The sequence below is a fragment of the Aromatoleum diolicum genome (assembly GCF_012910955.1).
Lineage (GTDB): Bacteria > Pseudomonadota > Gammaproteobacteria > Burkholderiales > Rhodocyclaceae > Aromatoleum > Aromatoleum diolicum.
Map to the genome: position 1 here is coordinate 1 of NZ_WTVQ01000006.1, position 13443 is coordinate 13443.

General features: G+C 61.5%; 10 protein-coding genes and 1 pseudogene. 2 read left to right on the forward strand and 9 right to left on the reverse strand.

The genetic code is table 11. The features are described 5' to 3' along the window. A pseudogene (locus GPA25_RS04995) lies at window positions 1-128 on the reverse strand (electron transfer flavoprotein subunit beta/FixA family protein); the annotation flags it as partial. Window positions 129-296: 168 nt separating this feature from the next. Between GPA25_RS04995 and GPA25_RS05000 the strand changes: the two are divergent. After that, complete coding sequence (locus GPA25_RS05000; protein ID WP_169259264.1) at window positions 297-905, forward strand: TetR/AcrR family transcriptional regulator; 609 nt, start codon at window positions 297-299, stop codon at window positions 903-905. A gap of 133 nt (window positions 906-1038) precedes the next feature. On the opposite strand, the gene GPA25_RS05005 is transcribed toward GPA25_RS05000, so the two are convergent. The 7 genes from GPA25_RS05005 to ppx form a co-directional block, all read right to left on the reverse strand. Further along, complete coding sequence (locus tag GPA25_RS05005) at window positions 1039-1803, reverse strand: TatD family hydrolase (RefSeq protein ID WP_169259265.1); 765 nt, start codon at window positions 1801-1803, stop codon at window positions 1039-1041. A gap of 45 nt (window positions 1804-1848) precedes the next feature. Then, a complete protein-coding gene (locus tag GPA25_RS05010; protein WP_169259266.1) occupies window positions 1849-2643 on the reverse strand; it encodes an enoyl-CoA hydratase in 795 nt (264 codons plus the stop codon). Between the two features lie 128 nt (window positions 2644-2771). Then, window positions 2772-3422, reverse strand: coding sequence for an ABC-type transport auxiliary lipoprotein family protein (locus tag GPA25_RS05015; RefSeq protein ID WP_169259267.1), 651 nt, complete (start codon window positions 3420-3422; stop codon window positions 2772-2774). A gap of 27 nt (window positions 3423-3449) precedes the next feature. Continuing rightward, on the reverse strand, window positions 3450-4412 hold the full coding sequence (locus GPA25_RS05020; protein ID WP_169259268.1) for an MlaD family protein: 963 nt from the start codon (window positions 4410-4412) through the stop codon (window positions 3450-3452). After that, window positions 4412-5191 (reverse strand): ABC transporter ATP-binding protein, encoded by a 780-nt coding sequence (locus tag GPA25_RS05025; protein WP_169259269.1) that lies wholly within the window; start codon window positions 5189-5191, stop codon window positions 4412-4414. The genes GPA25_RS05020 and GPA25_RS05025 overlap by 1 nt, the downstream gene beginning before the upstream one ends. Then, complete coding sequence (locus GPA25_RS05030) at window positions 5188-6312, reverse strand: MlaE family ABC transporter permease (protein ID WP_169259270.1); 1125 nt, start codon at window positions 6310-6312, stop codon at window positions 5188-5190. The genes GPA25_RS05025 and GPA25_RS05030 overlap by 4 nt, the downstream gene beginning before the upstream one ends. Window positions 6313-6320: 8 nt before the next feature. Then, window positions 6321-7838: an exopolyphosphatase gene (gene ppx / locus GPA25_RS05035; RefSeq protein WP_169259271.1), complete on the reverse strand. Its 1518-nt coding sequence runs from the start codon at window positions 7836-7838 to the stop codon at window positions 6321-6323. Between the two features lie 194 nt (window positions 7839-8032). On the opposite strand from ppx, the gene ppk1 reads away from it, so the two are divergent. Then, the gene (gene ppk1, locus GPA25_RS05040) at window positions 8033-10114 is read left to right on the forward strand and encodes a polyphosphate kinase 1 (protein WP_169259272.1); all 2082 of its coding nucleotides are present in this window, start codon (window positions 8033-8035) and stop codon (window positions 10112-10114) included. Window positions 10115-10222: 108 nt separating this feature from the next. Here ppk1 and GPA25_RS05045 read toward each other — a convergent pair whose 3' ends face one another. Next, complete coding sequence (locus tag GPA25_RS05045; protein WP_169259273.1) at window positions 10223-13402, reverse strand: EAL domain-containing protein; 3180 nt, start codon at window positions 13400-13402, stop codon at window positions 10223-10225. Window positions 13403-13443 lie beyond the last annotated feature (41 nt).

The window sequence follows — 13443 nt, forward strand, 5'->3', positions numbered from 1 at the left end:
ACTGCAATCTCGTCGAAGGGGTTCATCGACATCTTCACGTTCGCAATATCAACGCCCGTGCCGTCGCCCTTCACTCGCACCTTGACGTTGTAATCGACTACGCGTTTGACGGGTACCAGGATCTTCAATGCCGCGCTCCTTTGTATGTATGGTCGTTGGTCGTTTTGGAATCGGGATTATGTCACCGCCACAAAACGAATGACACCTTGACCGCCGACCGAAAAAGTCGTTCCATACGCTCCGGTATGGGTGACATACGGTAGCGTATGGCCCTTCTTTAGTCAATACTGCACCGTATGGAAACTACCTCGATAAAACCACGGGTTCAACTCGACCGCAATGCCTGGGTGGCTGCCGCAACAGACGTGCTCGCGGAAGACGGCATTGCCGGTCTGCGCGTCGAAGTGCTGGCAAAGCGTCTCAAGGTCACGAAGGGCAGTTTTTACTGGCACTTTCAGGACCGCCGCGACCTGTTGATGGCAGTCCTGCAGGTATGGAAGGACGGGCGCATTCGGGACATTGTCAAACAAACGCGCGCCCAGCCCGGTCATGAGCTTGAGCAGATCTATCACGTGATCGACGTCTACAGCACCAGCCGCAGCCGCCGCGGCGCGCAGATCGAACTGGCGGTGCGGGACTGGGCTCGGCGGGACGCCGATGCTGCCGCGATCGTCGCGGAAGTCGATGACATACGCTTGCGTTCGGCACGAGAACTGTTCCTGGCCTGCGGTGTGCCGATGGAAGAAGCGTCGAGCCGCTGCATGTTGCTCTACGCGTACGTGTTCGGCATCTCGTTGATGATTTATGACAAGTTCGACAGCGACGTGGCGCGCCTGAAGCGGGATATCGCGGACCTGATCGCACACTCGGCAAGTATGGCGCCTCGGCAGGCACGCAAAGCCTAGCGTCCGTCGCTGAAATAAGCGAGAAACGCTGCGGCAGTGCCGTGTGTGGCGCCGTTCGTGATCTCGTCGCCTTGATTTGTCTCGGTCGTGCGGCGCCGCGGTGTCCAGCGCTGCAGTTTCCTCATGAGTTCCGCTAGTGGTGGGTGCCCAGCACGCTGTTCGCGTTGTCTCCGGTTGCCGCGACGACTTCCACCAGCGAGATTCCGCGAAGCTCGGCGAGAATCTCGGCAAAGCGGGCCAGATTCTCAGGTTCATTGCGTCCGCGCTGCGCCCACGCGGGAGGAATGTCCGGGGCATCCGTTTCGAGGACAATCGCTGCGAGTGGCAAGGTGGCGGCAAGTTCGCGGATGCGTCGCGAACCGTCGAAGGTCATCGCCCCGCCGAAGCCAAGTTTGAAGCCGAGGGCGATGAAGGTTTCCGCTTGCTGGCGGCTGCCGTTGAACGCGTGGGCGATCCCGCCGGGGACTTCGATGCGGCGCAGGTGCTTGAGGATGGTGTCGACCGCACGGCGGACGTGGAGGATCACCGGAAGGTTGAAACGGCGCGCGAGCTTGAGTTGTGCGACGAAAAACGCCTCCTGGCGTGCGGCGTCGGCGTCGGGAACGAAGAAGTCGAGACCGATTTCGCCAACAGCGATGGCGTCACCATTGGCGAGCCGGTCTTCGAGGATCCCGAGGTCGTCCGGCGCCGCGTTGGCGACGTACAGCGGATGAATCCCGTAGGCGTGGCGGATGTCGGGGTGGGCAACCGCGAGAGCTGCGACGCGGTCGAAATTGGCGACTTCGACCGCGGGGACGACGAAGCACCCTACCCCGGCGGCGCGCGCTGCGGCGAGCACAGCCTCACGGTCGGCATCAAATTCCGCGGCGTCGAGGTGGATATGGGTGTCGACGAGCATGCCCGAGATGCGCCAGTGTTTGTCAGGCGTCCTGATTGTCTTGCGTCAGCGTCCGCGCCATTCCGGTTTGCGCTTGGTAATGAACGCGTCGATGCCTTCGGCGGCATCTTCGCTCATCATGTTGCAGGCCATGGTCTCCGCAGCCATCTGGTAGGCGGCGTCCATCCCCATCTCGAGCTGCCGGTAGAACATCTGCTTGCCCATCTGGACGGCGAGCGGCGATTTGGCACAGATCGAAGCAGCAAGTCTGGCGATTTCGGCATCGAGGTTTTCGAGCGCAACGACGCGATTCACCAGGCCACGGCGCTGCGCCTCGGTTGCGTCGATGAAATCGCCGGTGACGAGCATCTCGAAAGCTTCCTTGCGCCCCATGTTGCGCGAAAGTCCGACGCTGGGAGTGGCACAGAACAGGCCCACATTGATGCCGGATACCGCAAAGCGGGCGACATCGGATGCGACCGCGAGATCGCACATCGACACGAGTTGGCAGCCCGCGGCGGTGGCGATGCCGTGGACGCGCGCGATGACCGGCTGAGGCAATTCGGTGAGTTTCATCATGAACTTGCCGCACAGGCGGAACAGATCCTGCTGAAACTGCAGCGTGTGGTTGCCACGCATCTCCTTGAGATCGTGGCCGGCGCAGAACGCCTTGCCCTCGCCCGCCAGCACTACGACACGCACGCTGGTGTCCTTCGCGATCGCGTCGATTTCGGCGATCAGGGATTCGAGCATCGCGCGCGACAGGGAATTGAATTGCGACGGGCGGTTGAGCGTCAGGTAAGCGACGCCGGTTTCATCACGCCGCAGCAGCATCGGGGCGTTGTCGGGTAATGCGCTCATTGTCCTGCCTCCAATTTGATTTTATTGGAACGAATATTCGCGATTGTGCACGATCGGCCGAACGTCACTTCGAGCGTGGCATTCACCGATGTACTTGCGGTCAGCGTTCGGAACGGGCTTTGCATCAGTCATCGTATGCACGTCCGGGCAACGCTGGGGTTTTGTCGGAGTGCGGGCTCGAGACTCGTGAGCCATACCGCGAGTTCGTGCGCGAGTCGAACACTTGCGCGTTGGTGCGCACTAACGCCGCCCTTTGCGTCAAGGCTGCTTGCCGTTTCGCGGATCGAAAGTAGCTGTCGTGCGACGGCTGAATCACCACGCGCCGGCAGCAGCTCGACGCGTGCGACGATGCTGGCGTAACTGGATTGTGGCGTGTCGAATACTTGCGTGAACTCATCGAGTTCGACGCGCAAACGACACCCATTGCCCGGTGTGATGGCACCCGTGGTCGGTGCGGCAAGTGTTGTGGTGAAGGCGCGACGGAGGCTGCGTTCGAGCATTTCCGCCGGTGGTGACGCCCAGCGGCTTTCGGCAAATGCCTGACGTTGCGCCGGTTGCTGATAATCGATGCGATACTGCATCGCGGAGTTCGATAGCCAGGATGGAGCGCGCACTTCGATGCTGGTGGGCAGAATTGCCGGCGTCCCGGTCACGGGTTCGCTGATACCCAGATCGTACAGCGCGGGGCTGACGTCGCCTTTAACGCCAAGATTGCCGCAGGCGCCGAGCGTGACCGCCATGCCTGCGCACAGAAGCCAGTTCCAGCGTTTGTGGTTCATGCAATGTTCTCCGAGTACAGCATCCGCTTACGGCCGTGGTGCGTCAAAACCGGACTCACCGGGACCCGGTGGTGTTGGGGTGCGACCGAGCAGCAACATTTGCGGCGAAGCGTCAACCTCGTCGATGAGGTGTCCCATGCGTTGCGAGGTCGTCGTGAGCTCCTTCAGCAGACCATTCAATTGTGGCAGGGTATCGTCGAGCACGCGGTCGCCAGCAGCTGTCGTGGTCGTATCGAGGCGCTCGGCGATGCCGTGCAAGCGTGTCATCAGGCTGCGGAGTTCGGTAACAGCTGGAGCGGCATCGGCGCTGGCGTGTTCAAGGTTGGCGAGAGTTTCGGAAAAGCGTTTGAGGTTTTCGGGAGCCAGTACGGCACGAATGGACGCGAGCGTCGCAGGCGCATCCGCGAAGGTCCTGTCGGCGCCCGCTGCCGCCGATTCCAGCCGTTGCAGGGTGTTCGACAAGCGTTGAATGTTTTCGTCGTTGAAGAAGCCGGTGATGCGGTCGGAGACGAGTTTTAGCCGTCGCATGGTATCGAGGGTGGTGTCGGTGAGTTGCTCCATCAATCCGGGCTGGAGCGTCAGGCGCGGCAAATCGCCGCCCTCGCCGCCCTCGCCGCCGTCGCTCGCCAGTGGCTCGGGGTTCTCGCCACGATCGTCGAGTTGCACGTAGGCAAGGCCAGTCACGCCTTGATAGGCAAGGGTCGCGCGCGTGCCGCGTGTGAGGGGAATGTCGCTGCGCATGCGAATCTGGACGAGGACCTTGCGCGGATCTGCCGGGTCGATGCGGATGTCCGAAACCTTGCCTGCCGGGATGCCGCGATAGCGCACTTGGGCTTCGATGTTCAGTCCCGTAACGCTGCCGTGGGATTCGAGCAGGTAGCTGCGCTGCGCCTCGCGTCCGTCCGAAAACCACCACAGCGAGCCGAGCAGCATGGCGCCGAGGATCAGTGCGAACAGACCGGCCGCCAGCGCGTGAGCGCGATTTTCCATCAGTGGTCTCCTCCGCTGCGCGCAAGCGCCCGACGGCCATGAGGGCCACGGAAAAAGCGGTCGATGAACGGGTGGTCGACTTCCATCGTTTCCTCCAGCGAGGCGTAACTGACGATGCGCCGGTCAGCGAGCACGGCGATCTTGGTCGCGAGTGCGGCGAGGGTGTCGACATCGTGCGTTACCAGCACAACCGTGAGCCCCAGCTGATTCTGCAGCGAGCGCACCAATTCGACGAAGGCCGCGCTGCGGTCGGGGTCGAGCCCTGCGGTAGGCTCGTCGAGCAACAGCAACTCGGGTTCCAGGGCGAGTGCCCGGGCGAGCGCCACGCGCTTGATCATGCCCCCCGACAATTCTGCCGGCATCAGCAGTGCAGTAGCGGGCTCCAGTTCAACCATTGCGAGTTTGAGCGCGACCAGGTTGTGGATCTCGTCCTTGCTTGCGATACGCAATTCTCGCAGCGGAAAGCCGATATTTTCCGCGACATTCAGGGCCGAAAACAGCGCACCGTGCTGAAAAAGTACACCGAAGCGCCGACGTCGCGTGCGTTGCTCATTGATGCTGCCGGAAAACAGCGGTGCGCCAAAGATCGACACATCTCCGGCGGCCGGACGTGTGAGGCCGATGATGTGGCGCAACAGCGTGGTCTTGCCGGTTCCCGACCCTCCGACCAGCGCAACGACTTCTCCGCGTGTAACCGAAAGATCGATGCCGTCGTGTACGACGTTGGCGCCAAAACGGGTGACGATGCCTCGCATATCGATCACCGGCCTACCGTTCATCGCGGCACTCCAATCGAACGTGTGGCGATCGCAAAGACGGCATCCACGAGAATCACGATGGTGATGGACGATACGACAGAGGCAGTAGTGTTGGCCGACAGACTCTCCGTATTGGGGCGCACACGCAGTCCGAAGTGGCTGGCGACCAGTGCGATCAACAAACCGAATACCGCGCCTTTTGCGAAACCGATGTACAGGTTGCTGACTGGGACGACTTGCGGCAGGCGGTCGATGAAAAAGGCCATGCCGAGGTCGAGTTGCATCCACGCAGACACCATCCCGCCGAGCAGCGCCACACCGGACGTCCACAGCACCAACAGGGGCATCGCCAGTGTCAGGGCGATGACCTTGGGCAGCACCAGGCGTAGCGTGCGCGAAATGCCCATCGCCGAGAGCGCGTCGAGTTCTTCCGTCACGCGCATGACACCGAGCTGGGCGGTCATCGCCGAGCCGGAGCGCCCCGCCACCAGCACCGAAACGAGCACCGGGCCGAGTTCGCGCACGATGCCGAGCCCGAGAATATTGACGATGTAGATGTCTGCCCCGAACGCCCTGAGCTGCAGCGCCGAAAGGTAGGACAGTACGATGCCGATCAGAAAGCCGACCAGCGCAGCAACCGGTGTTGCCTTGAGACCCACCTTGTACACATTGGCGGAAATCTCCTTGAGCGGCCAGTCGCGAGGGTGCTGCAGCAGATACGCGACGTCGAGGCACAATTGACCCATGAGCCGGATGAAATCGAGTGCATGGTCGCGAAAGGAAAGCATGGCGCGACCCAGCACGATGATCGCGTCGACTGCGGTAAATGGGGGCGCTGCTGGCAGCGGTTCGACTGCACTGTCGGCGACGCGAGCGATGATCTGACGCAGTTCGTCCGCGACACTTATCGCCGCCGGCCAGCGCTGGCCCCACGCATGCCACAGCAATGTGGCGCCAAAACTGTCGAGGCGGGCAACGTCGTCAAGCAGCCAGCGTGCATCGGTCGGGGCGCCCCCCAATTCCGCTCTCAGGGTGGCCAGGCGCGGCGCGAGCGCCCGCAGTGTCCAGTCGCCCTGCAGCCGAAAGGAATGCGACGCGCCGGGTTCGGTTGCAATTTCCGTCTTGATTGCCGGGCTGCGCATCGCGTGACTTAGGCGACCAGCGCGCGACCCGCGTGTGTATGCAACACCAGGCTACGGCCGACCGAAAGCCATTGACGCTGTTCCTCTTCAATTGCCGCTGCGGTAAGCGGGAGCTTTTGCAGCCAGCCGTCGCGCGCAGTCACGACGAAGCCGCGTCCATTGCGGCCGATGTCGATTGGAGGAACACCTCGCCCGTCGCGCGCCCGGTGAATGATCACGGCCAGACGCAGGCACACAATCAACAACCAGTCGGGGTTATCCGGGTCGAGTGCCGAAACGCGGTCCAGTTTGCCGCGGTGAGCCAGCACGATGCGCGCTAGCCGCCCCTGATCCATGCGCGAGAAGCCCGGCATGTCAGCGTTGCCAAGGATGTAGGCGCTGTGTTTGTGATAACTCGAGTGCGCGACTGAAATGCCGATTTCGTGCAGCATCGCCGCCCAGCGCAAAAAACGGAGGTCCGGATGCAGCGGCGTACCCGTGGTGACTTGAGCGCTTTCTGGAACGAGGCCGGCAAACAGATGAGCAGCAGTGTTCGCGACTTCACCGGCTTGTTTGTAATCGACACCGTAACGGCTGACGAAGGCCGACACGGTGGCGTCGCGCAGGTCGTGATGGTGGTAGCGCCCCAAAAGGTCGTAGAGCACCCCCAGTCGCAATGCCCCTTCGGAAAACACCATGCGTTCAAGTCCGAATTCCTTGAACACGGCGGACATGATCGCGAAGCCTCCAAGAAGGACCGGCAGGCGATCGCCCTTGAGACCCGCCAGGTCCACGCGATCGAGACTGCCCGCGCGCAGCAGGATGCCCTTGAGGCGCTCGAGGCCGTCGCGGGTGATGCCGCCGTCGGAGAGCCCGTTCTGTTCGAGGATTTCCACCATTGCCTTGGCGGACCCGCTCGAGCCAACGGCAACTTCCCAGCCCGCCTCGCGGTAGGAGTGGGCGATGGCCTGCAACTCGCGACAGGCGGCCATTTCGGCCTCCTTGAGACCGCGCTTGTCGATGCGGCCGTCGGGAAAGTACTGCAGGCTGTAACTGACACAACCCATGTAGAGCGATTCAAGCAGGATCGGCTCGAAGCTCTTGCCGATGATGAATTCGGTCGAGCCGCCACCGATATCCACCACCAGTTGCTGGCGATGGGGGTCGGGCAAGGTGTGGGCAACGCCCACATAGATCAGGCGCGCTTCTTCGCGGCCGGCGATGACTTCGATCGGCACCCCGAGCGCAGCTTCTGCGCGCACAAGGAATTCTGCGGAGTTCTTGGCGACCCGCAGGGTATTGGTTGCCACGGCCCGTACGGAATCCCCTTCGAAACCGCGCAAACGCTCGTTGAATCGCTGCAGTGCGATGAGGCCGCGTTGCTGGGCGGCGACGTCGAGCATCTTGTTTGCCGACAGGCCGGCGGCGAGCCGCACGGCTTCCTTCAGTCCGTCGAGCGGATAGATCTGGTCGTTGACGATCCTGCCCACCTGAAGCCGGAAACTATTGGAACCAAGATCGATCGCAGCGATGAGCTCTTGCATCATGGTGTCGGCGCCGCGCTTGCGGAGATCAATGTGGAGTGCATTCTACCACCCGACCCGGATGGCCGAAGAGCCAGCAAAAATTTTGCCCAAATATTGCACCTGCAAAGTGAGTGCGGCGCCTATCCATGTCATCCATTCACAACACAAATGTCACATAATCTCGCCAGACAACCCTGCTGCCAGACCAATATCCGATGAACAGGCTTTCCCGTCACCAGCAGTTTCCCACCGATCATTTCATAAACCGCGAATTGTCGCTGTTGCAGTTTCAGCGCCGGGTTCTCGCCCAGGCAGCTGACAGGAATGTGCCGTTGCTGGAGCGTCTGCGCTTTTTGTGCATTGTCTCCAGCAATCTAGACGAGTTTTTCGAGATCCGTGTTTCCGGGATCAAGGAGCAGATTCGCCTTGGCAGCCGCAGTGCCGGCAATGACGGCCTGAAGCCGATCGAACTGCTCGATCGCGTCAGCCTCGAAGTGCACACGCTGATTGCGGAACAATATGAGCTGCTGAACGAAGACATCCTGCCGGCACTGGAGGCCGAGGGTATCGCGTTTCTGCGCCGTAGCTTATGGAGCGATGCGCAGCGCGCGTGGGTGCGCGACTACTTCATGCGCGAGGTAATGCCGGTGTTGACGCCGATCGGTCTGGATCAGGCGCATCCGTTTCCGCGCGTGCTCAACAAGAGCCTCAATTTTGCAGTGGAACTGGACGGCCTGGATGCGTTCGGGCGTGACTCGGGCGCGGCCATCGTGCAGGCGCCGCGCGCCCTGCCCCGCGTAATCCGTCTGCCGGCCGAGATCTGCGAGCGCGAATACAGCTTCGTGTTTCTGTCGTCGATCCTCCACGCCCACGTCGGCGAATTGTTCTCCGGCATGCATGTGCTTGGCTGTTACCAGTTCCGCGTGACGCGCAATTCGGATTTGTTCGTCGACGAGGAAGAGGTCAAGGATCTGCGCGCGTCACTCAAGGGCGAGTTGCAGCACCGTCATTTTGGCGACGCGGTGCGCCTGGAAGTTGCGGACAACTGCTCGGAAGACATGGCGAATTTCCTGCTGCAGCATTTCCGCCTTAGCCAGAAGGATCTCTATCGCACGCCCGGCATCGTCAATCTGGTGCGCCTGATGCAGGTGCCGGATTGGGTGGTGCGTCCCGACCTCAATTACCCGCCGTTTCTGCCCGGCTTGCCCAAGACACTCGAAAAGCGCGTCGAGATCTTCGATGCGATCCGCAGGCAGGACATCCTGCTGCACCATCCGTTCCAGAGCTTCAGCCCGGTAATCGACCTGCTGCGCGCTGCCGCGGATGACCCGCAGGTTCTGGCGATCAAGATGACCGTCTATCGCACCGGCACCGACTCTGTGCTGATGGAGCATCTCGCACGTGCTGCCCAGAAGGGCAAGGAAGTAACTGTCGTGCTGGAACTGATGGCGCGCTTCGACGAGGAAGCGAACATCAGTTGGGCCAACAAGCTGGAAGATGTCGGTGCGCATGTTGTTTATGGCGTTTTCGGATACAAGACGCATGCCAAGCTGCTGATGCTGGTGCGGCGAGAGGAAGGGGGACTGCGTCGCTACGTGCACATGGGCACCGGCAACTACCATCCGCGCACCACGCGCTTCTATACTGATTTCGGTCTGCTCACGTGCGATGAGGATGTCGGCCAGGACGTGGCCGAGGTATTCAAGCAGCTCACGGGGCTCGGCCAGGCGAGCACGCTCAAGCATCTGTGGCAGGCGCCATTTTCATTGCAGCCAAATGTAGTGGCCGCGATCAATCGGGAAGCCGAAATCGCACGCACCGGCGGACGCGGGCAGATCATGGCAAAGATGAATGCGCTGCTCGAACCTGAAACGATCGAGGCGCTGTATGCCGCATCGCAGGCCGGCGTGGAGATCGAGCTCATCGTGCGCGGACCGTGCGCGCTTCGCCCCGGAGTGCCGGGTCTGTCGGAAAACATCCGGGTACGTTCGGTGATTGGACGCTTTCTGGAGCACCACCGCATTTTCTACTTCCGTGCCAACGGCGAGGACAACGTTTACCTGTCGAGCGCCGACTGGATGGATCGCAATTTCTTCGGGCGCATCGAGATCGCCTTTCCGGTCCTCGACCAGCGGCTGAAACGGCGCGTCATCAAGGAAGGCCTGCGCGCCTACCTCGGTGATAACTGCCAAGCGTGGGAGATGCTGGAAGACGGACGCTATCGTCGCAAGTCGCCGCGTGGTGTGCATCGTTCGGCGCAGACGATCCTGCTTGCCGAGTTGGCGGCCGGCCGTTGATCGAGTCCTGGCGGGCTGGGAAACCGGCAGCGCTGTGCCGGCCACGCCGTTCGCCACGCACATTCCTGTCAGCGCGTTCGTGACCGAAACCGCCTCTGCTGAAACCGTTCAGACGCTCAGAGCGCTGATCGTTATCCAGCGGGCAATCCAGTCCTCCGCAGGCTCGGGGCGACCAAACAGATAGCCCTGATGGATGACCTCGCCACGACTGTTCAGGAAGGCTGCCTGCTCTTCGGTTTCCACCCCCTCCGCGACCACTTTGAGTTGCAGGTGTCGCGCCACCGCGAGGATGGTCTCGATCAGCGCGGCATCACTGGGGTCATGGGGCGCGTCCTGAACGAAGGTCTTGTCGATCTTGAGTTCATCAATGGGTAGACGCTTGAGGTAGGCGAGCGACGAATAACCCGTACCGAAGTCATCGATAGAGAAATGAACGCCGATCTTCGACAATTCGTTCATTTTGGCAACAATGTCGCTGACGTTGTCGATGATCAGCCCTTCGGTAATCTCCAGCGTCAGCTGCGATGGCGGTGTCCCGCTCTTGTCCAGCAGATCCCGCAGCCAAGCGACGAAATTTTTCTGGCGGAAATGACGGGGACTGAGGTTCACCGACAATGTGAGCGGGAGCCCGGCGCAGGTCGCTGCGGCAATCAGCCTGCACGCCTCCGTCATCACCCAGACACCGAGCTCGACGATCAGGTCCGATTCCTCGGCGACGGGAATGAAGGCGCCCGGCGGTATCAGGCCACGGGCCGGATGTTGCCAGCGCACCAGAGCTTCGGCTCCGACCCGTTCGCCCAGGGCATTGAACTGCGGTTGCAAGTACAGGCGCAACTCGTGATTTTGCACCGCGACCCGTAGTTCGCGCTCGATGCGGAAACTCTCCGCCGCGGAGTCGCCCATGCTTGCCTCGAAGAAGGCCGGCTGGTTCCCGCCGCCGTCTTTGGCACGGTGGAGTGCGGTGTTTGCTCGCCGCAAAATTTCGCTTGGCGTGTCGTCATCACCCTCGGGAAACAGCGCAATACCGATGCTCGCGGTGACGCGGATGGTTTCCCCTTCTGTCTGGAACGGGGCGTTCAGTGCTGTCTGGATTTTTTCGGCGACATGCAGGGCGTGTCGGCTCGCCGCCTCCGGGGTGCGGTCGACAACGGACAGCAAGATGGCAAATTCGTCCGCCGCCATTCGCGCAACGGTGTCGCCATCGCGAACCAATTCCTGCAAGCGTGCGCCAACCGCCTTGAGCAATTGATCGCCGACCAGACTGCCTTGTGCGTCATTAACGACCTTGAAGCGATCGATATTGAACAGCAGCAGGGCGTCGCGATAGCCGTGATGTTGCCGCGACGCGAGAACCTGTGACAGACGGTCGATCAGCAGGCTGCGATTGGGGAGGTCGGTCAGGGCATCATAAAAGGCAAGATGATGAATGCGCGCGGCGGCTTGCTTGCGTTCGGTGATGTCCTGCTGGATCGCGAGGAAGTGGCTAATGGTTCCGTCGGCCTCGCGCACCGGAGCAATCGTCGAATATTCCACCAAATCGCTGCCATCCTTGCGCCGATTAACGATTTCTCCTTGCCAGATTTCCCCCTTGCGTAGCGTGCTCCACATGTCCCGGAAGGTAGATGCTGCCGTTTTTCCCGACTTGAAGAGGCTCGGGTCGCGCCCGAGAACCTCTTCACGTGCATAGCCGGTGTTACGTACCAGAGATGCGTTCGCGTACTCGATGCGACCCTGTGTATCGGTGATGAAGATGCTTTCGGGACTTTGTTCGACGGCGAGCGTGAGTTTACGCACCTCTTCTTCCGCCAGCTTGCGTGCGGTGACATCCTGAACAGTGCCGATCGCCGCGAGCGGCTTGCCATCCTGACCAAAGCTAAGATCGGCGCGCTCCTGCAGCCAAATGATCTTGCCACCGGTCAGGATTCGGTGCGTGATGTTGTAGGCCGCGCCTTGCTCCGCTGCTTGCCACGCCTTCTCGACCGAGGGACGGTCGTCGGGATGAACGAGCGCGAGGAAATCCCCGAGTTCGAGCCGTGTCCCTGGCGGCACCCCGAACAGCCGGTAGGTTTCATCTGACCATGTCAGACTGCCATTCACCATGTTCAGGTGCCAGCTGCCGATTTGTGCCACGGATTGTGCCCGCGCGAGATTCGCCGCGAGTTGCTCGCTTTCCCGCTGCGCAAGTGAAAGCCGGCGGTTGGTAATCGCCAGGCGGATGGCGGAGTACACGACGACAGCGAAACCTGCAACGAGCAGCGCGATGGCGAAATGCTTCCAGCGCTCCCAGACGTCGTGAAGCGTGAAATCAGGGGGCTTGTCGTACGGGGGCAGGCGCTGCTGGCGCAGCAGTTCGTCGATGGGGCGGTAATCGCCCGGGATGGTGAAGCCGGATATACCGAGGGCGGTGGCGATTTCACCATCGTGCGGCAGGGCAAGCAGTGCTGCGGTCACGCGACGGGCCAGATCGTGCGGCACATGCGGCATTGCGGCGACCGGCCACTCCGGGTAAAGCCGGGTGCTGACGGGAAAGGGAAAACCTGGCTGCGTTTTGGCTCCGATCAGTTTGACTTGTGAGGCATCCAGTTTTTCCTGCCTGATCAGGGCTTCGATCACGCCGGAACGCACGAAACCGACGTCCGCACGGCCGTCCAGCACCGCAGCCACCGCAAGGTCCTGCGGCTGACCGGTTTCCAGAATCCTGGCATCACCGGGCAAGTCGATTCCTGCCTGCGAGAGTTCGAATGCCTGCATCTGATAAGCGCCGAGGGCACTTCGGCTGGCGGTCGCAATCAGCGTATCGCGCAGGTCACGAACAGTGTTGAGGTCCTTGCGTTCGCTTCTGGTAAAGATCACTCCGCCGAATGCACCGACCGCCACGCCCTCCTCCTTGTTCACAAGCGTGGCCAGCGGCGAGGAAAGACCGTGCCCGTAGGTCATCTGAACATAATGGGCCGGATTGGTAAGAACGAAATCGACTTCCCCCCGCTCAAGTGCTGCGCTGAGCCCGTCCGTGTGGTGCACCTGCAGTTCGAAGCTGGCCCCATCTACCGCATGATTGAGGTAATCGATTAACGTGTTCCAGCGCTCCCGGGTTTCCTGGAGCGCGCGAAAGGAAAGTACCGCAAGCTGCGTCGGCTTGTCCGCGGACGGATCGCTGATGCGCGTGGGTTGCCGGCTTTCCGCATGCGCAATGCCGGAAGCAGACGCGAGCATGCAGGCCATGATGACGAGCAATACCCACGCGTGCAGTGCGCGCCAGATTGCGCGCACCCCGGTATCGATCGGCATTGCGTATCGCGTCATCGTCTGGTTGGGCGACAAGGCTGGCA

What these genes read in the sequence shown, in the direction of transcription:
- GPA25_RS05000 (WP_169259264.1), top strand. Translation starts at nt 297, where the DNA reads ATGGAAACTACCTCGATAAAACCACGGGTTCAACTCGACCGCAATGCC.
- GPA25_RS05005 (WP_169259265.1), bottom strand. Translation starts at nt 1,803, where the DNA reads ATGCTCGTCGACACCCATATCCACCTCGACGCCGCGGAATTTGATGCC.
- GPA25_RS05010 (WP_169259266.1), bottom strand. Translation starts at nt 2,643, where the DNA reads ATGAGCGCATTACCCGACAACGCCCCGATGCTGCTGCGGCGTGATGAA.
- GPA25_RS05015 (WP_169259267.1), bottom strand. Translation starts at nt 3,422, where the DNA reads ATGAACCACAAACGCTGGAACTGGCTTCTGTGCGCAGGCATGGCGGTC.
- GPA25_RS05020 (WP_169259268.1), bottom strand. Translation starts at nt 4,412, where the DNA reads ATGGAAAATCGCGCTCACGCGCTGGCGGCCGGTCTGTTCGCACTGATC.
- GPA25_RS05025 (WP_169259269.1), bottom strand. Translation starts at nt 5,191, where the DNA reads ATGAACGGTAGGCCGGTGATCGATATGCGAGGCATCGTCACCCGTTTT.
- GPA25_RS05030 (WP_169259270.1), bottom strand. Translation starts at nt 6,312, where the DNA reads ATGCGCAGCCCGGCAATCAAGACGGAAATTGCAACCGAACCCGGCGCG.
- ppx (WP_169259271.1), bottom strand. Translation starts at nt 7,838, where the DNA reads ATGATGCAAGAGCTCATCGCTGCGATCGATCTTGGTTCCAATAGTTTC.
- ppk1 (WP_169259272.1), top strand. Translation starts at nt 8,033, where the DNA reads ATGAACAGGCTTTCCCGTCACCAGCAGTTTCCCACCGATCATTTCATA.
- GPA25_RS05045 (WP_169259273.1), bottom strand. Translation starts at nt 13,402, where the DNA reads ATGCCGATCGATACCGGGGTGCGCGCAATCTGGCGCGCACTGCACGCG.